This window comes from Frankia sp. CgJB1, assembly GCF_977947065.1.
Genome location: NZ_CDWTNB010000007.1, coordinates 21385 through 41967, shown reverse-complemented (window position 1 = coordinate 41967; position 20583 = coordinate 21385). Strand labels below are relative to the sequence as shown.

The 20583-nt window shown below is 70.3% G+C and carries 20 protein-coding genes; 6 read left to right on the top strand and 14 right to left on the bottom strand.

Translation table 11 applies throughout. The features are described 5' to 3' along the window. Positions 1 to 92 precede the first annotated feature (92 nt). The gene (locus AC08OT_RS01950) at positions 93 to 1625 is read left to right on the top strand and encodes an ATP-binding protein (protein ID WP_476602484.1); all 1533 of its coding nucleotides are present in this window, start codon (positions 93 to 95) and stop codon (positions 1623 to 1625) included. Between the two features lie 27 nt (positions 1626 to 1652). On the opposite strand, the gene AC08OT_RS01945 is transcribed toward AC08OT_RS01950, so the two are convergent. From AC08OT_RS01945 to AC08OT_RS01930, 4 genes are all read right to left on the bottom strand, one after another. Further along, complete coding sequence (locus tag AC08OT_RS01945; RefSeq protein ID WP_476592796.1) at positions 1653 to 2105, bottom strand: cupin domain-containing protein; 453 nt, start codon at positions 2103 to 2105, stop codon at positions 1653 to 1655. Positions 2106 to 2131: 26 nt separating this feature from the next. After that, positions 2132 to 3316 carry an acetyl-CoA C-acetyltransferase gene (locus tag AC08OT_RS01940; protein ID WP_476592797.1) on the bottom strand — a complete coding sequence of 395 codons (1185 nt, stop codon included), beginning with the start codon at positions 3314 to 3316 and terminating at the stop codon, positions 2132 to 2134. A gap of 212 nt (positions 3317 to 3528) precedes the next feature. Next, positions 3529 to 4521: an FG-GAP repeat domain-containing protein gene (locus AC08OT_RS01935; protein ID WP_476592798.1), complete on the bottom strand. Its 993-nt coding sequence runs from the start codon at positions 4519 to 4521 to the stop codon at positions 3529 to 3531. After that, entirely contained in the window at positions 4518 to 5075 is a 558-nt protein-coding gene (locus tag AC08OT_RS01930; RefSeq protein WP_476592799.1) for a SigE family RNA polymerase sigma factor, read from the bottom strand. Before AC08OT_RS01930 ends, AC08OT_RS01935 begins: the two co-directional genes overlap by 4 nt. A gap of 173 nt (positions 5076 to 5248) precedes the next feature. Between AC08OT_RS01930 and ccrA the strand changes: the two genes are divergently transcribed. Beyond that, complete coding sequence (ccrA, locus tag AC08OT_RS01925) at positions 5249 to 6598, top strand: crotonyl-CoA carboxylase/reductase (protein ID WP_476592800.1); 1350 nt, start codon at positions 5249 to 5251, stop codon at positions 6596 to 6598. 72 nt (positions 6599 to 6670) lie between these two features. Then, complete coding sequence (locus AC08OT_RS01920; protein ID WP_476592801.1) at positions 6671 to 7387, top strand: ATP synthase F0 subunit B; 717 nt, start codon at positions 6671 to 6673, stop codon at positions 7385 to 7387. Between the two features lie 328 nt (positions 7388 to 7715). On the opposite strand, the gene AC08OT_RS01915 is transcribed toward AC08OT_RS01920, so the two are convergent. The 5 genes from AC08OT_RS01915 to AC08OT_RS01895 form a co-directional block, all read right to left on the bottom strand. Further along, on the bottom strand, positions 7716 to 8351 hold the full coding sequence (locus AC08OT_RS01915; RefSeq protein ID WP_476599371.1) for a YkvA family protein: 636 nt from the start codon (positions 8349 to 8351) through the stop codon (positions 7716 to 7718). Positions 8352 to 8455: 104 nt separating this feature from the next. Beyond that, positions 8456 to 10303: a 3-hydroxyacyl-CoA dehydrogenase family protein gene (locus AC08OT_RS01910; protein ID WP_476591856.1), complete on the bottom strand. Its 1848-nt coding sequence runs from the start codon at positions 10301 to 10303 to the stop codon at positions 8456 to 8458. Between the two features lie 226 nt (positions 10304 to 10529). Continuing rightward, positions 10530 to 11192: an endonuclease NucS gene (gene nucS / locus AC08OT_RS01905; RefSeq protein ID WP_462186814.1), complete on the bottom strand. Its 663-nt coding sequence runs from the start codon at positions 11190 to 11192 to the stop codon at positions 10530 to 10532. 84 nt (positions 11193 to 11276) lie between these two features. Next, on the bottom strand, positions 11277 to 11927 hold the full coding sequence (locus tag AC08OT_RS01900) for a hypothetical protein (RefSeq protein ID WP_476597031.1): 651 nt from the start codon (positions 11925 to 11927) through the stop codon (positions 11277 to 11279). Positions 11928 to 12152: 225 nt separating this feature from the next. Further along, positions 12153 to 12518 (bottom strand): STAS domain-containing protein, encoded by a 366-nt coding sequence (locus AC08OT_RS01895; RefSeq protein ID WP_476591854.1) that lies wholly within the window; start codon positions 12516 to 12518, stop codon positions 12153 to 12155. A gap of 316 nt (positions 12519 to 12834) precedes the next feature. Here AC08OT_RS01895 and AC08OT_RS01890 point away from each other — a divergent pair, with 316 nt between their 5' ends. Beyond that, the gene (locus tag AC08OT_RS01890) at positions 12835 to 13221 is read left to right on the top strand and encodes a hypothetical protein (protein WP_476591853.1); all 387 of its coding nucleotides are present in this window, start codon (positions 12835 to 12837) and stop codon (positions 13219 to 13221) included. 99 nt (positions 13222 to 13320) lie between these two features. On the opposite strand, the gene murA is transcribed toward AC08OT_RS01890, so the two are convergent. Then, a complete protein-coding gene (gene murA / locus AC08OT_RS01885) occupies positions 13321 to 14580 on the bottom strand; it encodes a UDP-N-acetylglucosamine 1-carboxyvinyltransferase (protein ID WP_476602483.1) in 1260 nt (419 codons plus the stop codon). A gap of 258 nt (positions 14581 to 14838) precedes the next feature. On the opposite strand from murA, the gene AC08OT_RS01880 reads away from it, so the two are divergent. Together AC08OT_RS01880 and AC08OT_RS01875 are read left to right on the top strand one after the other, a co-directional pair. After that, the gene (locus tag AC08OT_RS01880; protein ID WP_476591851.1) at positions 14839 to 15411 is read left to right on the top strand and encodes a cob(I)yrinic acid a,c-diamide adenosyltransferase; all 573 of its coding nucleotides are present in this window, start codon (positions 14839 to 14841) and stop codon (positions 15409 to 15411) included. A gap of 207 nt (positions 15412 to 15618) precedes the next feature. Continuing rightward, complete coding sequence (locus AC08OT_RS01875) at positions 15619 to 15960, top strand: type II toxin-antitoxin system PemK/MazF family toxin (RefSeq protein WP_476591850.1); 342 nt, start codon at positions 15619 to 15621, stop codon at positions 15958 to 15960. A gap of 77 nt (positions 15961 to 16037) precedes the next feature. Here the strand turns inward: AC08OT_RS01875 and AC08OT_RS01870 are convergent, their stop codons facing one another. The 4 genes from AC08OT_RS01870 to atpA all read right to left on the bottom strand — a co-directional run bounded on the left by AC08OT_RS01870 (position 16038) and on the right by atpA (position 20539). After that, a complete protein-coding gene (locus AC08OT_RS01870) occupies positions 16038 to 16295 on the bottom strand; it encodes a F0F1 ATP synthase subunit epsilon (protein WP_476591849.1) in 258 nt (85 codons plus the stop codon). After that, complete coding sequence (atpD, locus tag AC08OT_RS01865) at positions 16295 to 17728, bottom strand: F0F1 ATP synthase subunit beta (protein WP_476591848.1); 1434 nt, start codon at positions 17726 to 17728, stop codon at positions 16295 to 16297. Before atpD ends, AC08OT_RS01870 begins: the two co-directional genes overlap by 1 nt. A gap of 252 nt (positions 17729 to 17980) precedes the next feature. Beyond that, a complete protein-coding gene (locus AC08OT_RS01860; protein WP_476591847.1) occupies positions 17981 to 18877 on the bottom strand; it encodes a F0F1 ATP synthase subunit gamma in 897 nt (298 codons plus the stop codon). A 3-nt stretch (positions 18878 to 18880) separates the two neighbouring features. Continuing rightward, positions 18881 to 20539, bottom strand: coding sequence for a F0F1 ATP synthase subunit alpha (gene atpA / locus AC08OT_RS01855; RefSeq protein ID WP_476591846.1), 1659 nt, complete (start codon positions 20537 to 20539; stop codon positions 18881 to 18883). Positions 20540 to 20583 lie beyond the last annotated feature (44 nt).

The following is a 20583-nucleotide window of genomic DNA, read 5'->3' as shown; positions in this document are numbered from 1 at the left end:
ATCCAGTTGAGCAAACCCGGGACAACGGTCTCTGACGGTACGCCCTACCATTGCCCGCCGTGGGGTGGAAGAAGACGGATAACGAGGCGTAGGTGGGGTCACGCATCTTGCTCGACGCGCTGACGGACCTGGCTGTGGTCGTCGGCGCGGATGGTCGTGTCACCGACATGGGTGCCGCCGCCCGTGCCTTCCTCGGTAACCGGGTTCCCCGCGTCCCCCATCTGCGCGACCTTGTCGACGTCGTCGACCCCGCGTTCCGCCTCGCTCTCGGTGAGGCGGTGACGACCGCGCTGGGGCGGACCGGGCAGTGGCGTGGCTCGGTGGGACTCGTCGACCTGGCCGGGGCCACCGTGCCCCATCACGTGACGGTCCGGGTCGACCCGGAGGGCGGGCTGGTCGTCGTCGCTCGGGACACCAGCGACCAGCGCGCCCGCGAGGTCGCCGAGAACGAGTCACGGGCCAAGGACGAACTGATCGCCCGGCTCGGCCACGAATTGCGGACCCCGCTGAACGCCATGCTGGGCTTCGCGCAGCTGCTGGAACTCGAACCGCTCACCCCCGACCTCCACGACGACGTCGAGCGGATCATCACCGGTGGCCGCCACATGCAGGCGTTGATCGATGACGTGCTGGACCTAGCCAGGCTCCGCGCGGGCCGGGGGGACATCAACAAGGGGCCGGTCAACGTCCTCGACATCGTCCAGGGCGTGGTGGAGCTCGTCGAACCGCTCGCGGCGCAGCGCAGCATCCGGCGGGTGATCCATCCGGCGCTGCCGCTCGTCGCCGACGCGGACCGCCGCCGCCTGTGGCAAGTCCTGCTCAACCTGGTCGGTAACGCGCTGAAGTACGGCCGGGAGGGCGGCAGCGTGCGCGTCGGCATCGTGCCCATCACCGGCTCGCGGATCCGTATCGAGGTCGAGGACGACGGCGCGGGGCTCTCCCCCCGGGCGATCGACCGACTGTTCCGGCCCTTCGAGCGCCTCGGCGCCGAGCGCAGCGGAATCGAGGGCAGCGGGCTGGGCCTCGCCCTGTCCCACGCCCTGGTCACGGCGATGGGCGGGGTGCTTACCGTCGCCAGCCGGTACGGCGTGGGAAGCGTGTTCGCCGTCGTGCTCGACGCGGTCGACCTGCGTTTCGAGGATCCCGATGATGACAGCGGGTTCGGAGGCAGTTACGGTGGTCTCCCCTATCGCTCCGGCGAGTCCGGCACGGTCGCCCTCGGCCGTCCTCCCGCACCCGGCGGCCTGCGGGTCGTGCACGTCAGTGGCGATCCCGCCCTGCGTTCCCTGGTCGCCGAGACCCTCACCGATTTCCTGGCCGCGGACACCGTGACCGTTCCCCGCGCCGGTCTCGCCCTCGACGCGGTGCGGGGGGCCCGGCCGGCGTTCATCCTGCTCGACCGGGACCTGCCCGACACGACCGCGGCCGAACTGCTCGCCCAGCTCGCGGCGGACCCGACCGCCGGCGTCATCCCGGCCCTGGTCCTCAGCGAGGACACCGACCCCCGCGAGCGGGCGCACCTGCGCCGAGCCGGCGCCGTGGACCTCCTGAAGATCCCGCTGGATCCCGGCGCCCTAGTCGCCGCGGCAGCCGCGCTCACCACCGCGATGACCGCCCCGAGCTGACCTGACCGGGCCGCCCCGAACGGCGCTTTAGGCGGGGAAGAGCTCGAAGTCCAGAAAGTCGAAGCCAGGCGCCACCACGCAGCCGACCAGAACGTGCTGTCCGTCGCGCGGGGCCGCGGTCTGCCATTCGCCGGCAGGCACGACGAGCTGCGGCGCCTGGCCCGCGGCCAGATCGGGTCCGAGGATCCGCCGGTCGGCGGCGACCGGCACCCGGCCCGACCCGCCGAGGGTAAGATCGAGGGCCCCACCGCCCTGCCAGAGCCAGATCTCGGCCGAGGCCACCCGATGCCAGCGGGACACCTCTCCCGGACGCAGCAGGAACAGGATGGACGTCATGACGGGGCGCCTGCCGCCATGTGCATCGATCTGGTCTGGACTGGCCCAGGTCCGGCGGTACCAGCCGCCCTCGGGATGTGCTTCGAGACCGAGCTCCCGCACCAAGTCGCCGGCCGGCGTCGCGGGGTCGTCGATGCGGGTCATCCCGGGAGCCTCCCCGAGGCCGGCCGTCACGCTGGAACGCGCAGCACCAAGGCGTCTCCCTGGCCGCCGCCGCCGCAGAGACCGGCGGCGCCGATCCCGCCGCCGCGGCGCTTCAGCTCGTTGGCCAGGGTCAGGGCAATCCGGGCACCGGAGGCTCCGACGGGATGACCGATCGCGATCGCGCCGCCGTTGACGTTGGTGATCTCCGGGCCGATCCCGAGGTCGTGCATGGACTGGATGACGACCGCGGCGAAGGCCTCGTTGATCTCGACGAGGCCGAGATCGGCCGGGGTGAGCCGCTCCTTGGCCAGCGCCGCGAGGATGGCGCGCGAAGGCTGGGAGTGCAGGGAGGTGTCCGGACCGGCCACGAAGCCGTGGTGACCGACCTCCGCGAGGATCGGCAGGCCGAGCTGTTCGGCCTTCGCCCGGCTCGCCACGATGACGGCGGCGGCGCCGTCGGAGATCGGCGACGACGAACCCGCGGTGATCGTGCCGTTGTCGTCGAAGGCCGGCCGCAGCTTCGCGAGCACCTCGGCGGTGGTGTCGGGACGCACGCCCTCGTCCTGGTTGACGGCCAGCGGCTCGCCGCGGCGCTGCGGCACCGCGACCGGGACGATCTCGTCCTCGAACAGCCCGTTCTTGATGGCGGCAGCGGCCCGCTGATGCGACTGGGCGCCGAACTCGTCCTGCTCGGCCCGGCTGATGCCGAGCCCCGCGTTGTACCGCTCGGTGCTCGCCCCCATCGCGATCTGGTCGAAGGCGCAGAACAGCGCGTCGTGCTCGGTGGCGTCGAGCAGCTCGGCCCGTCCGTACTTCACCCCGGAGCGCAGCGAGCGCAGCAGGTGCGGGCCGCCGGTCATGGACTCCATCCCACCGGCGACGACAAGGTCGAACTCCCCGCTGGAGATGTACGTGTCGGCCAGGGCGATCGCATCAAGGCCGGACAGGCAGACCTTGTTGATCGTGATGGCGGGCACCGACAGCGGGATGCCGGCAGCGACCGCCGCCTGCCGGGCGGTGATCTGGCCCGCGCCGGCCTGGATCACATGCCCCATGATCACATAATCGACCGCGTCACCGGACAGGCCGGCCCGCGCGAGGGCACCCGAGATCGCGATGCCACCGAGATCCGTCGCGGTGAAGCTCTTCAGCGCGCCCGACAGTCTCCCGAACGGTGTCCGCGCTCCAGCCACGATCACGGAACCAGGCATGGATGCCTCCTCATCTCCAGGAAGATCTTTGGGGCGGGCCGGGACGGCGCCGGCACACGGCCTGCGGTGGCGTCGTCTCGTGGCGGCAGCCCCGAGAACAGCCGTCCCTGACACGATAACGTGATCATTCCCGAGATGCCCGGCCACGATTCCGGTCCCCAAGGACAAAAACACCTAGCCGGACCCGCGGGACGGCCAAGAGAAGCGGACCGTCAGGACAGCTGGCCGCAGGCTGCCACGAATGGCGAGGTGGCCGGGTCCGCCGGCAGGCGTACCTGGTCGGACCGGCTGTCCTGGGCGGCCAGGCCCTCCGGGGTCAGCGCCAGGATGGTCGTGGCCACGGTGAACAGCGAACCGTCGGTCGAGGTCCCGCTGTTGATCCGCAGGGCCCGGTCCATGCAGCGGAACCCGGCGCCGACGTTGCCCTGGACCCCGGCGGCAAGGGTGAGCTGAGCCGGCAGCTGGACGGGGGCCAGCGTGTCGAGGCTGGCGTAGCGCACCAGCGCGTAGTTGTCCATCCCGCTCCTCGACGTGGTCTGCACCAGGATCTCGCCGAACCCGTTGGCGTCGATGTCGACGACCGTGTGGTGCAGGGGCACCACGATCGCGCCCAGGTCGACCTGCCCGATAGCTCCGTCCCGGGAGAACACGACCTCGAGTTTGCTCCCGGTCGCCCGCACCTGGTCAGAACGGCCGTCGCCGTCGACGTCGCCCGCCACCGCCGGCTTCACGACGGCCGTCGGCAGCTGGGGGCTGCCCTGGGTCGCCGTCGCCGGGCTGGCTGACGGGCCGGCCGTGACGGGCGGGGAGGGCACGCTGGTGGTCGGGAGGACGGTCGGCGAGGTAGTCGCCGACCAGGTCGCCGCTCCCCCTCCGGACCCATCGCCGGCCCTGGTGGAACGGCCGGTGCCGCCGGTCGAGGAGGCGACGGGTGTCCGGCTCGGCCCCGTCACGGGTGCGGTCACGAGCGGCGGGACGGCCGGCTCGACGAGCTCGTTGCTCGGCGGAGGGGGCCGCAGCGCCACCACGGCGAGCCCGATGAGCGCCGCCATGACTATCCCGCCCGCCGTCATCAGCGGCAGACGCCACCGGCGCCGACGGTCGATCCCGGCACGGATCTGCCGGTAAGCGTCCGGCGAGGGCCGGATGGGCTCCACCGCCTCGGTGAGCAGGCGGGCGAGCTCCTCCGGTTCCAGACCACTCACCGCAGGCCCTCCAGCTTGCCGCTCAACGCCGACAGCCCCCGGGAGGTGTACGCCTTGACGGAACCGACACTGCAGCCCATCACCGCCGCAGCGTCCGCCTCGGACATGTCGGCGTAATACCGCAGCACCACCGCCTCCCGCTGCCGGCGGGGCAGCTCGCGCAACGCCTGGATGACCGCCGCCCGTTCGACGAGGGAGTAAGCGCCCTCCTCGGCGCTCGCGGCGTCGGGCATCGGCTTGGGAGCGTGTTTGAGAGCGACGAGTCGACGACGCAGTGTCGAACGTGCGAGGTTGACGACGGTTTGCCTGAGATAGGCCAAGGCCTTGTCCCGGTCCTGGAGCCGCCCCCAGGCCGCGTGGACGCGGATGTAGGCGTCCTGCACAACCTCCTCGCAGAGGCCGAGGTCGTCAAGTAGTAACGCTGCAAGACGAACTAATGACCGATAGTGTTCGGCGTACAACGCGGTCAGGGCGGCATCGGCGTCCCGCGCGACATCGCTACGGGCGGCGTCGCTCCGTGCAGGCACGGGCCGCCACCCTTCCACGACAGTCATGGGCGCGATCACACCCAGTTGGACGCGTACCGAGCACTCGAAGTTGTCCCAAAAGTTCTATCGCGTCGCGCACGAAACAGACAGCCTCCACATCCCGCGACCCCGCCTCCCACCTATGGGTAACATCTGCCGTCTATCCGCCACCAGCACCAGCGTCCTACCGGAGGCCGACCGTGAAGGACATTCTCGAAGCGATCATTGCCCAGAGCCCTCCGTCGCCCGCCCGGCGGGCGGAGTTCGCTTCCCTCCCGGTCCCCCAGTCCTACCGCGCCATGGTCGTGCGCCAGGACGAAATCGGGATGTTCGAGGGCGTGCCGTCCCGGGACAAGGACCCCCGTCGCTCCCTGCACGTGGACGACGTGCCGACCCCGGAGCTCGGTCCCGGCGAAGCCCTCGTCGCGGCCATGGCCTCTTCCGTGAACTACAACACGGTCTGGACGTCGATCTTCGAGCCGATCCCCACCTTCAACTTCCTCGAGCGCTACGGCCGAACCTCGCCGCTTGCATCCCGTCACGACCAGCCTTACCACGTCGTCGGCTCGGATCTGGCCGGAGTTGTGCTACGGACAGGGCCCGGCGTACAGGCCTGGTCCCCCGGGGACGAGGTCGTCGCCCACTGTCTGTCCGTGGAACTCGAACGTCCCGACGGCCACAACGACACGATGCTGGATCCCGAGCAACGAATCTGGGGATTTGAGACGAACTTTGGTGGACTCGCCGAGCTCGCCCTGGTCAAGACCAACCAGCTCATGCCGAAACCCGCGCATCTGACCTGGGAGGAGGCGGCCGCACCCGGTCTGGTCAACTCGACCGCGTACCGCCAACTGGTCTCGGTCAACGGCGCGAACATGAAACAGGGCGACGTCGTTCTCGTCTGGGGCGCGTCCGGGGGCCTGGGCTCCTACGCCACCCAGCTCGTGCTGCGTGGCGGGGCCATCCCGGTCTGCATCGTCTCCTCGCCGGAAAAAGCCGACATATGCCGCTCCCTCGGCGCCGAACTGATCATCGACCGCGCCGCCGAGGCCTATCGGTTCTGGAGCGACGAACACACCCAGAACCCCCGGGAATGGCAGCGGTTCGGCAAGCGCATCCGCGAGCTCACCGGCGGCGACGACCCCGACATCGTCCTCGAACACCCGGGCCGGGAGACCTTCGGCGCCTCCGTCTATGTGACCCGCCGCGGCGGAACCATCGCCACCTGCGCCTCCACCAGCGGTTTCCAGCACGAGTACGACAACCGGTACCTGTGGATGAACCTCAAGCGCATCGTCGGCTCGCACTTCGCCAACTACCGGGAGGCCTGGGAAGCCAACCGGCTCATCATGCGCGGGATGATCCATCCGACCCTGTCCCGGGTCTACCCGCTCACCGAAACGGGGCAGGCCGCCTACGACGTGCACCGCAACGTCCACCAGGGGAAGGTGGGCGTGCTGTGTCTCGCCCCGGCTGAGGGGCTGGGTGTCCGCGACGAGGCACTCCGCTCCCGCCACCTGACCGCAATCAACCGGTTCCGCGGCGTATAAACCCGGAAATCGGCCAGGCCGACAGCCGGCTCCCCTCACGCTCACATTGACCGTCTGAGATGCTGAAGTCCTATGACCGAACACACCGATCTCATCCCAATGGCCGGCGAGACCGACGGGCCCCCCGCCTTTGATCTGGTGCGCCGTGGCTACGATCCCAATCAGGTCACCCATCACGTGAACTGGCTCGTCGAGCAGCTACGCGAGGCCGAGGCGCACCGGGCGGCGGCGGAGGCGGCCGCGTCGGAGGCGGCGACCGAGGCGGCCCGGGTACGCGACGATCTGGCCGCCAACCGTCCCGCCTGGGAGGAGTTCGGTGGCCGCGTTACCCAGATCCTCCAGCTCGCCGAGGAGGAGGCTGCCACCGTTCGGGCTGAACGCACCCGGGAGGCCGACGCCCAGCTCGAGGAGGCCCGCCGGATCGTCACCGAGGCCGAGCAGACCCGGGAGAAGACCCTGCGCGACGCCGACGAGCAGGCCGCGGCCATCGTCTCGACGGCCCGCGCGGAGGCCGAACGGATCGTCGAGGTCGCTCGGGCCACGGCCGCGCAGGCCGAGGACGACTCGAAGCGTCGGCTGGCCGACCTCGAGCGCCAGCGCGAGCAGGTGACCTCGCAACTTGCCACCCTGCGTGACCAGGTGACGGCCCAGCTGGGCGCGCTGCGCGACAAGCTGACCGCCGCCTCCGCGTCGATCGCCTCCATCGAGGCACCGCCGCCCGAGGAGCGTAAGGCGCTCGGCAGCGAGCCGAACGCGTTGCCCGCGGCAGCGAACTCCCGCGGGGTCTAGCCCGCACGGGAGGCCGTCGTCCCGTGGGGTCAGCCATCACGGACGCGCGGCCGGGCCGCTCGGCACCGGCGTTCCCAACATGGCCGGTGCCAGTGTCGACGGTCCTCGATCCGCTCGGGCGGCCAGACCACCACGTGGGCGGTGCCCGGAGTGATCTCATAATCACAACCGGGACACCGGTAGACCTTGGTGGTCGCCGCGCCACTCGTCGGTCGCACCACCCACTCGCCGTCCCGCAGGACGACGACCGGATCCGGCGTCCACCAACAGACCGGGTGCCCGCGCTGCGCATCCGACGGCCGGGCCCGGCGCCGGCGCGCCTTCCTCGTCACCGCCCGCGAGCGGGTCTGCCCGATGCCCGGAACCGATCCCGCCGGGTGCGGGAACCCGAACCCCGGGTATCGCCGGCCGGCGGGCCCGCGACCCACTCGCCCCGGTCCACCACCTCGCCGTCAACGATCCGATGCCGGTCATCCGCCGCCGGCCCGGCCGAGGAGGCCGTCGCACGCCCGCCCGTCCCCGCCCCGAACCTCTCGCCCGTCCACCGCACCCGCCCGCCGACCCGCTCGAAGCCGGCCATCACGAGCGAGCGGGCGAGCTTGGCCTTGCGCACGGCCCCCGCCGGACTCGCCAGGGCGGACGACGCACTGATGAGCAGCTGGAAGCCGCGATCGCTGCCACGCCAGTGCTCACGCAGGATCGGCTCCCCGGCTCCGACAGCCAGCCGCCGGAAGGCGAACGCGATGACCGCAACGTCGTCGAGCTGACCCACCACCGGAATCGCGTTGGTCAGCCGGTTCTTCGGCGACACGAGGTACGCGAGCGCCGCGGCGGCCTCCACCTTCGCGGACTGCGGGACCCGCGGATCGGCGACGACCCGCCGCAGCAGCTGGACCAGATCGGGAAGGAACATCGTGACCTCCCGACCGAACGCTCGCATGGCGTCCCTGTCGAGCACGACCATCGCCGCTCCAGCCTCCTCCCGCGCGAATCGGGATTTCCCGCCGACCGTCGACATTTTAGTCCGCGCGGACAGAAGCGATCTTGTGCTCAGCGCGGCGGGTGAGCTCAGCGCGGCGGATGGTCGAGGAATCCCCGGCCGGTCTTGCGTCCCAGGAACCCGGCCCGAACCAGCTGTTCGAGCAGGGGTGCCGGGGCGTAGCCGGGCTCGCGGAACTGCGCGTACAACGAACGCGTGATCGCGAGCGTGACGTCGAGGCCGACCACGTCGGCGAGCGCGAAGGGGCCCAGCGGATGGCCGCAACCGACCGTCATCGCCGTGTCGACGTCCTCGATCGTCGCGTAGTGCGCCTGGAGCATCTTCACCGCGTCGTTGAGATAGGGGAACAGCAGCGCGTTGACGATGAACCCCGCCCGGTCGGCGCAGAACACCGGATGCCGCCCGGCCACTCGGGACAGCGCCAGGACCGTGGCTGTCACGTCATCGCCGGTGAGCACCGTGGGCACCACCTCGATCAGCTTCATCGCCGGGGCCGGGTTGAACCAGTGCATACCGATGACGTCCTGTGGCCGGCTGGTGGCCGTGGCGCATTCGATGACCGGCAACGAGGACGTGGTAGTCGCCAGCACGGCGCCGGGCGCCGCGATCTTGTCCAGGTCGGCGAACAGCTCCCGCTTCACCGCCAGGTCCTCCACCACCGCCTCGAGCAGCAGGTCGCAGCGGCCGAGCTCACCCAGATCGGTCGTGCCGCGCACCCGAGCCAGGGCCGCCAGCCGGTCGGCGTCGGACAGCCGCCCCCTGGCCACCGACGCCGACAACGACGACTCGATCTTCACGAGGGTGGCGGCGAGGGTGCGCTCGCTCCGGGCCCGCAGGAGGACGTCGTGCCCGGACCGGGCCAGCACCTCCGCGATGCCGCCCGCCATCGTGCCGCTCCCCACGACGCCGACCGAGCGCACCGGGCGGCCCCGCCTCGGGCGGTCGGCGAGCGGATCGACCGCGTCGACCACCTCGGAGGAGTCCGGTGCCGCGTAAGTGTAGAAACCACGACCGCTCTTGCGGCCCAGCAGGCCCGCGCGCACGAGCTGGCTCAGCAGCGGTGCCGGAGCGTGCAGGTGGTCACGGGACTGCCGGTACATCGAGTTGAGGATCTCGTGGGCGGCGTCCAGACCGATCAGATCGAGCAGGGCGAGCGGGCCCATCGGATGCCCGCACCCGAGCCGCATGGCCGCGTCGATGTCCTCCCGGGCCGCGTACCGGGCCTCGAGCATGCGCACGGCGTTGTTGAGATACCCGAACAGCAGCGCATTGACGATGAAGCCCGCCCGGTCCTCCGCGACGACCGCGGTCTTCCCCACGTCGTTGACCAGGCCGATGACCCCGGCCAGCACGGTCGGGTCGGTGACGACCGTGCGCACGACCTCCACCAGGCGCATCACCGGCGCCGGATTGAACCAGTGGGTGCCGAGCACCCGTTCCGGGCGGGCGGTGCCCGCCGCGAGTTCCGTCACCGACAGGGAGCTGGTGTTCGTCAGGAAGACGGTGGTCGGGGGGCAGATCTCGTCGAGTCGGGCGAAAAGCGCCTGTTTGGCGCTCATCCGCTCGTCGATCGCCTCGATCACCAGCTCGCAGTCGGCGACCGCCGCGAGCTCGGTGCCGAGACGCAGGCGGGCCAGTACGGCCTCCCTGGTCGCGTCGTCGATCTTGCCGTGGCGGCCCGCGCGGTCGAGGGAGTGCTCGACCCGGGCCCGGCTGCGGGCGAGCGCGTCGGCGTCACGCGCGATGCCGACGACCTCCAGACCGGCCTTCGCCAGCACCTCGGCGATGCCCGCGCCCATGGTGCCGAGCCCCACCACCCCGACCCGGCGGTGTCTCACAGCGTCGTCCCGGCTGTTCTCCGGCTTTTTCTCCGGGTTCGTGGCCGGCCCGGTTCCCGATGCGGGCCTCTCGATCATGCCCAGGCTCCTCTACTTCGGCACATCTACTTCGGCACACGGGCCCCGGGCGACAGGTAGGCGTCGCGGGCCGGGCGGTGTCAGACGGCGAACGCCGCGATCCTCCCATATTCTCGAGACGCCGGCCCATGATCGCGCTGCGGGAACGGACCGGCCGCCGGCCGGGGACGCCGGCCGGGCGGCCGTCGCAGGTTCGGCGGACCGGGCGGGTTCGGCGGAAGCGCTTTCAGAAAAGCGTCGGAATGGACGGTTCGAGGCCCCGCAGCTCGTCATAGTCGACGATGGCGCAGCCCAGCCCCCGGTCGGCCGCTAGCAGCCGAGCCTGCGGGGTGATGGACTGCGCCGCGAGAATGCCGCGCACGGGATGCGGCAACGCCGGGTCGGCCTCCAGGCGGACAAGGTACCGGGTCAGCTGCTCCACCCCGTCGATCTCACCCCTGCGTTTGATCTCGACGGCGACCGTTGAGCCGTCCGCGCCGCGGCACAGCAGGTCGACCGGCCCGATGCCGGTCTCGTACTCGCGGCGCACCAGGGTGAGTCCGGGCGCGATCGCGTCGGGCCGGTCGGCGAGCAGCACCTGCAGATGCGCCTCCACCCCGTCCTTGCGCAGACCGGGGTCGACGCCGAGGTCGTGCGTGGAATCGTGCAGCACCTGTTCGAGGGTGATGACGAGCTGCTCGGCCGCGCGGTTGGTGACCCGCCAGACCCCGTCCGCCTCGGCGATGACGCACGGGGGGCTCATCCAGTTGAGCGGCTTGTACGCCCGTCCGTCGGCGTGGATCGAGACGGATCCGTCCGCCTTGACGAGTACCAACCGGACGGCGCTCGGCAGATGTGCGGTGAGCCGACCGACGTAGTCCACGCTGCAGCGAGCGATGACGAGCCGCATGACGTCACGCTATCGCGGCCGTTGTCGAGGGCACAGACCGACCGTACGACGTCGAGGGTGCCCCGGAGACCATGGCGGTGCAGGTCACCCGGTGCAGGGCGGCGGGGAGACCTTCCACAGGGTGATCAGAGCGCGCGGAAGCACGTCACAGGCCCGCGGGCCGTTGCGGACAATCGTCCAGGGCCCAGCGCCGGTCCGCCGCCACACGTGCGGGTCGACCGGCGGCGTGGCCGGCCCCTGGACCTCGATGCGACCGATCGCCCAGTACTCGTCGTGCGCCGCGTCAACGCCCTCGACGGCGCCGAAGTACATCCCGTTCACGATCGTCACCTGCCGGGCGAAGATAGTGGAAGCGCCCCCGGCCGCCTTGATGGAGTCGGCGACCGTCCACGACAGCGCGAGCCGCAGGGCATCCGGATCAGGCTCATCGAGGACCCGCATCTGATGGGCCGTGCCTGGTCGGCGCGCACCCTCCCACGGGACGGTCCGCAACGCGGGGGTCAGCTCCGGGGCGGGCGAGGTGGCGGTCTGAGGCGCATGCACGGTGGCGGACTGCCGGTCCGCGGTCACGTAGCCGATGGCCACGCCGAGCAGGACCGCGACCACGAACGCCACCGGGACCAGGACCGACCGGTACTCGCGCACCCCGGCCAGCCCGGCGGATCGCGCACTCCGATCGCCAACGGCATTCACCCGCGCGGGCACCTCCACGTCCTGCACGCCTCCGTCCGGCATCACACCCTGCCAAGAGCCGGGCCCGTCACCCGAAAGCAGTACCCGATCAGCAGGTACCCGGCAAGCATGCCGCATCGCGTGTCCGCCCGGCGCACGGGCGCGCCTGAGATGACGGTGCGCAGCCACCCTGGTTCGTTTCGCTCCGGGTGCCGTCCCGATCGGGACGGAGCCCTTCCTGACGGGCCTGGCGGGCGGTCGAACGGATGAGCCGCCCGGGCAGCCCGCTCAGGCGTGGCCGACGTGGACCAGGTCGGCGGCCTCCTCGAACCGCAGCAACCCACCCAGCCGGTCCGCCACGAGCAGGCGTTCAAGCGAGCTCGGCACATCGACCAGCACCATCGAACGGCCTGCGGCACGGGCTCGGCGAGCGCCGCCGAGCAGCACCCCCAGCGCGGCATGATCGCCGAGCTCCAGGCCCGCGACGTCGACGCGCAGCGGCCCGCTCCCATTGTCGATCGCCGCGTGCAGCAGGGAGCGTAGTGTCCCCACCGTCCGTACATCCACCCGGCCAACCACGCGGGCCGTCTGCGCGCAGCCGGCCCGCGTGTCCCCGGAGCACTCCAGACTCACCACGTTCACGCCGATGTTCATGTGATCTCCCGTCCCGGCCGTCCGACGCCCCCTCTGTCGTGACGCCGTTGCTACCAGCTATCCGCGCCGATCGCGGGTAGCACTCAGGTGCGGCTCGCCCAGGGCGGACCGCGACATACCCCCTCGTCTCCATCGGACTGTCGCCGTTCGGCCACAGGGAGGTCGGGCCGGTTACCTTGATGGTGGCAGCAGTCGGCGGGCGATGTTTCCTCTGTCGGATTCCGTGGAGGTGTCGCGGCCCGAATCCATGTCCGCCGCGAGGATGTCTGGGACGATGCAAGGTGGCGTCGAAGAGCAGCACGATCGGAGGTGCGGGATGACCGGAACGGCCGGGGCGTTTCTCCTCGAGCCGCTGATCGCGCTGCTGGCCGTCGGCCTGCTGATGGCGATCGGGCGCTGGGCTCATGCTCCGGCACGGCCGCGGCCTGCCGGTTCCGTCCCCGGCCACGACTTCGGTCTGCTCGTCCCGGTGGTCACCGTGGACACCCCCGCCGAGATCACTCGGCTCCGCGCGGCGCTGTGGGCGCGGGGCATCCGCTCGACCTGGGCCACGGCACCGGCCAGTCCGATCCGCATCGACGCCGCCGGGAATATCATCGCCCGGCCGCGGGACCGCCGCCACGTACTCGTGTTCGGCACGGACGCGAACCGAGCCGCCCGTGCCCTCGTGAACCTGCTCGGCTCGCGCCAGCCGCCCACCTGACCCCGCCGGCCGGGCCGGCGGATCACGAGGCCGGTGGGATCAGGCCGACGCCAGCGGGATCAGGCCGAGGCCGGTGAAATCAGGTCGAGACTGGTGAAATCAGGCTACGGCGCGGTCGGAGACCCGGCGGATGTTGGCGCCGAGGTCCGTCATGTTCTCGACAAACCGGGCGTATCCCCGGTCGATGTGGTGGACGTCGCCTACCTCGGTGACGCCATCCGCAACCAGGCCGGCGAGCACGAGACCCGCGCCGGCCCGCACGTCGGAGGCCGTCACCCGGGTGCCGGACAGCCGCGGGGTTGGCCGGACGATGACGTGGTGGCCGTCCGTACGCAGGTCGGCGCCGAGTTTGTGCAGCTCGCGGCAGAAGACGAACCGGCTGTCGAAGACGTTCTCGGTGATCAGGGAGGTACCCCGGCTGACCGACTCCAACGCGATGATCTGCGGCAGCAGATCGGTCGGAAAGCCGGGGTACGGCAGCGTCACCACGTCGATCGACCGGGGTCGTCCCCGTCCGACGACCCGGAATCCGTCGTCCCGGACGTCGACCTCGGCACCGGCCTGCACCAACTTCTCCAGGACGATGCCGAGATGAGCGGCCTGACCATGCCGGATTAGCACGTCGCCGCCGGTCATCAGGGCGCCGATGGCGTACGTGCCGGCAACGATGCGGTCCGGCACCGTCCGGTGTTCCACCGGGGTGAGGTGGTCGACCCCGTCGATGATCAGTGTCGACGATCCCGCGCCGTCGATGCGCCCGCCCATCGCCGTCAGCATCGCGCACAGGTCGGCGATCTCGGGTTCCTGGGCGGCATTGTCGATCACCGTCGTCCCCTTGGCGAGAACCCCGGCCATCAACAGGTTCTCGGTGGCGCCCACGCTGGGGAAGTCGAGCCAGATCGAGGCTCCCTGCAGCCGGCCGGAGCAGCGCGCGACGAGGACTCCGGACTCGACGTCGACCAGCGCACCGAGTTTGGTCAGACCGTTGACATGAATGTCGAGCGCGCGCGATCCGATCGCGTCTCCACCGGGCAGGGCGACCCGCGCCTCCCCGCGGCGGGCGACCAGCGGACCGAGCACCGCCACCGACGCCCTGATCTGCCGCACCAGTTCACCATCGGCCGCGATGCCCGGAGCCTGGGGAACCTCAATGCTCAGCCACCCGCCGGCGGCGTCCCGCTCGACGGTCGCACCGAGCCCCGCCAGTACCTTGGACATCACCGACACGTCCAAGATGTCGGGAACGGCGGACAGCATCGTCCGGCCCGCGGCCAGCAGGCTCGCGGCCATCAGCTTCAACACCGAGTTCTTCGCGCCCGGGACGGCGACCTCGCCGGCCAGCCGGGTACCGCCTGTCACAACGAAGCGCTCCACGAACCTCGATGCTAGGTCCTGGCCTGAAGATCTTCACCGCCACCCGCCGGACCGACCGGCGCAACCCTGCGCGGTCGCCTCATTTCGCTGCATCGGGCGGGAGGACGGACACCCCGTCGTGGGTGCGGATAAACGGCTCGAGCCGCTCGTCCCTTCGGCCTAGTCCCCGACGACGCGACCGCGCTCTACGCCCGGATCTGACAACCCGGGCCGCGCGGTCAACGACTGCCTAGAGTCGTCCCCATGGCAGTGCACCTGACTCGGATCTACACCCGCACCGGGGATGATGGTACGACGGCGCTGGGCGACATGTCGCGGGTAGCGAAGACCGATCCGCGGCTGGCTGCCTATGCCGACGTAGATGAGGCGAACGCCGCGATCGGCGTGGCACTTGCCCTCGGCGGGCTTCCCGACGAGCTGCGGGCGGTGCTCGGCCAGGTCCAGAACGACCTCTTCGACGTCGGCGCGGATCTGTGCACCCCGGTCGACCCGGCGCCGGCCTACCCACCCCTGCGGATCACCGAGGCCTACGTGGAACGGCTCGAGGAGGCGTGCGACCGTTTCAACGCCGGCCTGCCGAAGCTGGCCTCCTTCATTCTTCCGGGAGGGACTCCCGGGGCGGCGCTGCTGCATGTCGCCCGCACGGTCGTCCGCCGGGCGGAACGGTCCATCTGGGCCCTCCTCGAGGCCGAGCCGGACCGCACCGGCCCGCTGCCGGCCCGCTATCTCAACCGACTGTCGGATCTGCTGTTCATCCTCGCCCGGGTGGCGAACCCTGAGGGGGACGTGCTCTGGCGCCCCGGGGCGCACGCCTGAGACCCGCTCAATACCTGAGGGTCGACAAGTCAGTCAACCGAATTGTAGACTGACGATCATCGACGAGGCCGTCGAGGCCTACGAGCGCGAGCTGTTCTGGCGCGGCTTCGAGGAGGGGTACGACCGCCTCGCGGCCGACCCGCTCGCCTGGGACGAGCTCGGTGCCGAGCGCTCCGCCGAGGCGGGGGCGCTGCGGGACGGCCTGGAGTGATCTCACCTCGCCCCGGCAAGGTATGGCTGGTCGACTTCGGTGAGCCGATCGGCCACGAGCAGGGGTTGTGTCGTCCGGCGGTGGTCGTATCCGCCGACCGGCTCAACCGCATCCGGGCCGGGCTGTCCATCGTCGTACCCGTCACCAGAACCCGCCGCGGGCTGCCCTCCCACGTCGAGCTCGCGCCCGGCGGCACCGGTCTGCGCGAGACAAGCTACGCAAAGGTCGAGGACGTGAAATCGGTGTCCCAGCAGCGCTTCGGTCGCCGGCTCGGCGTCGTGGGTCCTGATCATCTGCTGCGGATGACCGAGGCCCTGCAGTTTCTGTTAGGTAGGTAGAGCCTGTCGCGGACCTGTGACGTGACGCGAAAGGCGCGTCCCCCGATGCGGGGAACGCGCCCTTGGCCGCAGGAAACTCAGGTCAGCTTCGCGGTCTCGGCAAGGATGCTGACACCCTGGTGTGTCACCGAGATGAAGCCGCGGTCCACCGAGGCCGAGATCTCCCGGCCACCGGTCTTGACCCGGACCGTCCCGCCCGGCGCCAGCAGACCCAGCAGCGGCACATGGCCGGGCAGCACGCCGAGATCACCGTCGGTGGTCCGGGCGACGACCATGTCGGCGTCGCCGGACCACACCTCCTGCTCGGGCGAGACAATCGCCACCCGGATCGGCATTACAGGTTCTCCGCGTTCTTCTCCGCGTCCTCGATGCCACCGCACATGAAGAACGCCTGCTCCGGCAGGTGGTCGAAGTCGCCCTGGGTGAGCCGCTTGAACGAGTCGATCGTCTCGTCGAGCGGGACGAACTTGCCGGGGATGCCGGTGAACTGCTCGGCCACGAAGAACGGCTGCGACAGGAACCGCTGGATCCGCCGCGCCCGGTTGACGAGGATCTTGTCCTCTTCGGAGAGCTCATCGATACCGAGGATGGCAATGATGTCCTGCAGGTCCTTGTATCGCTGCAGAATCCGCTGCACCTCACGGGCCGTGTCGTAGTGCTCCTGCCCGAGATAGCGCGCGTCCAGGATCCGGGAGTTGGAGTCGAGCGGGCTCACCGCCGGGTAGATACCCAGGTCGGAGATGGCCCGGTCGAGCACGGTGGTGGCGTCGAGGTGGGTGAACGTCGTCGCCGGCGCCGGGTCGGTCAGGTCGTCCGCGGGCACGTAGATGGCCTGCAGCGAAGTGATCGAGTGGCCCCGGGTGGAGGTGATGCGCTCCTGGAGCACACCCATCTCGTCGGCCAGCGTCGGCTGGTAACCGACGGCGCTGGGCATCCGGCCGAGCAGCGTGGAGACCTCGGATCCGGCCTGGGTGAACCGGAAGATGTTGTCGATGAACAGCAGCACGTCCTGCTTCTGGACGTCCCGGAAGTACTCGGCCATCGTGAGCGCGCCGAGCGCGACCCGCAGCCGGGTACCCGGCGGCTCGTCCATCTGGCCGAACACCAGCGCGGTGTCCTCGATGACGCCGGCCTCGGTCATCTCCAGGAACAGGTCGTTGCCCTCACGGGTGCGCTCGCCGACCCCAGCGAACACCGAGACGCCACCGAACTCCTTGGCGACCCGACGGATCATCTCCTGGATGATGACGGTCTTGCCGACGCCGGCACCGCCGAACAGGCCGATCTTCCCACCGCGCACGTACGGCGCGAGCAGATCGATGACCTTGATGCCGGTGGTGAACATCTCGGTCTTCGACTCGAGCTGGTCGAACGCCGGCGCCAGCCGGTGGATCGGCCAGCGCGTCTCGGCCTCGATCTGCTTCACGTCGAGCGGCGTGCCGAGCACGTTGAACACGTGGCCCTTGGTGGCGTCGCCGACCGGGACCGAGATCGGCGCGCCGGTGTCGCGGACGGGCGCGCCCCGGACGAGACCGTCGGTCTGCTGCATGGAGATGGCCCGCACGGTGTTGTCACCGATGTGCTGGGCGACCTCGAGCGTCAGCGTCTCGTCGCCGATGGTCCGGTCGACCTGGAGTGCCTGATAGATCTCGGGAAGCTCGTCGGGAGCGAACTCCACGTCGACGACCGGTCCGATGACTCGGGCGACCCGGCCGATCCCCGGGGTCCGGCCCTCCACCGTGGCTGGCGAGCTGGTGGTGACGGTCATGGCGTCCTCAGTTTCCCATCAATGCCCGTCGCCGCAGCCTCGGGCTCGCGTTCGCTGGCACCTGGGGCGGAGCGGTTCGCGTCGTGCGCGCTCCGCCTTCGGCGTCGTCCTTCTGCGTTCTGTTGTCGATGTCCGCATCGGTTCCGCTCGGTGTCACCCATTGTGGTCACCCATTGTGTCCGGCGGCGTGAAGACGGGAATGGCGATGACATCGCTCGACATCGCTCCCGCTCCTCGCGCCGCCCGCCCACGTCAGGCTCCCGAGGCCAGGGCGTTGGCGCCACCGACGATCTCGGAGATCTCCTGGGTGATGGCGTCCTGCCGGGCCCGGTTGGCCTGCCGGGTGTATCTCTTGATGAGGTCCTCGGCGTTATCCGTGGCTGACTTCATGGCCCGCTGCCGCGCCGCCGACTCCGACGCCGCCGACTCGAGCAGCGCCGCGTAGAGCCGGCTTTCCACGTAGCGGGGCAGCAACGCGTCAAGCACCCCCTCGGCGGAGGGCTCGAACTCGTACTGGGGCAGCGGGCCGCCGCGCGGCGGTTCGTCGGTCTCGGTGAGCACCATCGGCAGCAGCCGGCGGGCGACCGGCGTCTGGGTGATGGCGCTGACGTACTCCGTGTGGACGACGTGGATCTCGTCCACTCCGCCGTTCTCGCTCGTGTCGATGAAGGCCGCGATGAGCGCGTCCGCGACCGACTTGGCGTCCGCGTACGACGGCTGCTCGGAGAAGCCGGTGTACTCGCCGCTCATCGCACGACCTCGGAAGCGGTAGTAGCCCGTCCCCTTGCGGCCGACGACGTGCAGGTCGGTCTCCTTGCCCTCCGAACGCAGCAGCTCGACGAGTTCGCCGGTGCGCCGCAGCGCGTTCGAGCTGTACCCGCCGGCCAGCCCCCGGTCGCTGGTGATCACCACGACCGCGGCCCGGGTCGCCCCGGGCCGCTCGGTGGTGAGCGGGTGGTCGATCGTGGTCTGCGCCGCGACCGCCTCGATCACCCTGGTGATCTCCTCGGCGTAGGGGCGGGCGGCGGCGACCCGCGCCCGCGCCTTGGCGATGCGGGAAGCCGCGATCAGCTCCATCGCTCGGGTGATCTTCTTCGTCGACTGCACCGACCGGATGCGCCGCCGGTACTCACGAAGCTGGCCCGCCATGGGTCAGCCCTCGTCGTCTTTGTGCACCGCGGGTCGGTGCACCGGGATCGACTCCTGCCGCACCAGCCCCGGGTCGAGCGGGCTCGGCACCGGCTCGTTGACCAGCGGCTGGCCGTCGGACAACGTGAACTGGTTCTTGAACTCCGCGATGGCCGGCTCCAGCACGGCGATCGTGTCGTCACTGAGCTTGCCGGTGGTCACGATCGCGTCGTACACCTGCGGGTAGGACCGGCCGACGAAGTCGAGGAACTCCGACTCGAAGCGACGGATGTCCGCCACCGGCACGTCGTCGAGCTTGCCAGTGGTCCCGGCCCAGATCGACACGACCTGGCGCTCGACCGGGAAGGGCTGGCCCTGCGGCTGCTTGAGCAGCTCGACCAGGCGGGCGCCGCGGGCGAGCTGGTCCCGCGAAGCCTTGTCCAGGTCGGAGCCGAAGGCCGAGAACGCCTCGAGCTCGCGGTACTGGGCGAGGTCCAGCCGCAAGCGGCCGGCGACCGACTTCATCGCCTTGACCTGCGCGCTGCCGCCGACCCGGGATACCGAGGTGCCGACATTGATGGCCGGGCGGACACCCTGGTTGAACAGGTCGGACTCCAGGAAGATCTGCCCGTCGGTGATCGAGATGACGTTCGTCGGGATGTAGGCCGAGATGTCGTTGGCTTTCGTCTCGATAATCGGCAGTCCGGTCAGTGACCCGCCACCGAGCTCGTCAGAGAGCTTGGCACAGCGCTCCAGCAGCCGGGAGTGCAGGTAAAACACGTCACCCGGGTAGGCCTCCCGGCCCGGCGGGCGGCGCAGCAGCAGCGAGACCGCCCGGTATGCCTCCGCCTGCTTGGACAGATCGTCGAAGACGATGAGCGCGTGCTGGCCGTTGTACATCCAGTGCTGGGCGATCGCCGAGCCGGTATAGGGCGCGATGTACTTGGAGCCCGCCGGCTCGTCGGCCGGCGCCGCCACAATCGTGGTGTAGGCCAGCGCGCCGGCCTCCTCGAGGGTGTTCACCACCTCGCGGATCGTCGACTTCTTTTGGCCGACGGCCACGTAGACGCACTTGACCTGCTTCGACGGGTCGCCAGAGGCCCAGTTGTCCCGCTGATTGATGATCGTGTCGATGGCCACCGTCGTCTTGCCGGTCTGCCGGTCACCGATGATCAGCTGACGCTGACCGCGACCGATGGCCGTCATCGCGTCGATCGCCTTGATGCCGGTCTGCAGGGGCTCCTTCACCGGCTGGCGCTGGACGACCGTCGGCGCCTGCAGTTCCAGCACCCGGGAGCCCTCGGCCACGATCTCCCCGAGGCCGTCGATCGGCCGCCCGAGCGGGTCGACGACCCGGCCGAGGAAGCCGTCACCGACGGGGGCGGAGAGGATCTCGCCGGTGCGGCGGACCTCCTGCCCCTCCTCGATGTGCTCGGAGTCACCCAAGAGGACGGTTCCGATCTCACCGACCTCGAGGTTCAGCGCGAGCCCCAGAACGCCGCCGTGGAACTCCAGCAGCTCGTTGGTCATCGTGTGCGGAAGACCCTCGACCCGGGCGATGCCGTCACCGGTGACGACGACCCTGCCGACCTCCTCCCGCTCACCGGAGGTGGCCTGGAAGGAGTCGACGTACTCCCGGAGGGCGTCGCGAATCTCCTCCGGCCGAATGGACAGCTCAGTCATCGCTTTGTCCTTCATGGCTGGCATGGATCTGGTCGGGACTGGTC

Coding starts and splice junctions, on each gene's coding strand:
- nucS (WP_462186814.1), bottom strand. CDS start 11,192: ATGCGGCTCGTCATCGCTCGCTGCAGCGTGGACTACGTCGGTCGGCTC.
- AC08OT_RS01900 (WP_476597031.1), bottom strand. CDS start 11,927: ATGCCGGACGGAGGCGTGCAGGACGTGGAGGTGCCCGCGCGGGTGAAT.
- AC08OT_RS01915 (WP_476599371.1), bottom strand. CDS start 8,351: ATGGTCGTGCTCGACAGGGACGCCATGCGAGCGTTCGGTCGGGAGGTC.
- AC08OT_RS01895 (WP_476591854.1), bottom strand. CDS start 12,518: ATGAACATCGGCGTGAACGTGGTGAGTCTGGAGTGCTCCGGGGACACG.
- AC08OT_RS01910 (WP_476591856.1), bottom strand. CDS start 10,303: ATGATCGAGAGGCCCGCATCGGGAACCGGGCCGGCCACGAACCCGGAG.
- AC08OT_RS01920 (WP_476592801.1), top strand. CDS start 6,671: ATGACCGAACACACCGATCTCATCCCAATGGCCGGCGAGACCGACGGG.
- AC08OT_RS01890 (WP_476591853.1), top strand. CDS start 12,835: ATGACCGGAACGGCCGGGGCGTTTCTCCTCGAGCCGCTGATCGCGCTG.
- atpA (WP_476591846.1), bottom strand. CDS start 20,539: ATGACTGAGCTGTCCATTCGGCCGGAGGAGATTCGCGACGCCCTCCGG.
- AC08OT_RS01870 (WP_476591849.1), bottom strand. CDS start 16,295: ATGCCGATCCGGGTGGCGATTGTCTCGCCCGAGCAGGAGGTGTGGTCC.
- AC08OT_RS01880 (WP_476591851.1), top strand. CDS start 14,839: ATGGCAGTGCACCTGACTCGGATCTACACCCGCACCGGGGATGATGGT.
- AC08OT_RS01945 (WP_476592796.1), bottom strand. CDS start 2,105: ATGACCCGCATCGACGACCCCGCGACGCCGGCCGGCGACTTGGTGCGG.
- AC08OT_RS01940 (WP_476592797.1), bottom strand. CDS start 3,316: ATGCCTGGTTCCGTGATCGTGGCTGGAGCGCGGACACCGTTCGGGAGA.
- AC08OT_RS01860 (WP_476591847.1), bottom strand. CDS start 18,877: ATGGCGGGCCAGCTTCGTGAGTACCGGCGGCGCATCCGGTCGGTGCAG.
- AC08OT_RS01930 (WP_476592799.1), bottom strand. CDS start 5,075: ATGACTGTCGTGGAAGGGTGGCGGCCCGTGCCTGCACGGAGCGACGCC.
- atpD (WP_476591848.1), bottom strand. CDS start 17,728: ATGACCGTCACCACCAGCTCGCCAGCCACGGTGGAGGGCCGGACCCCG.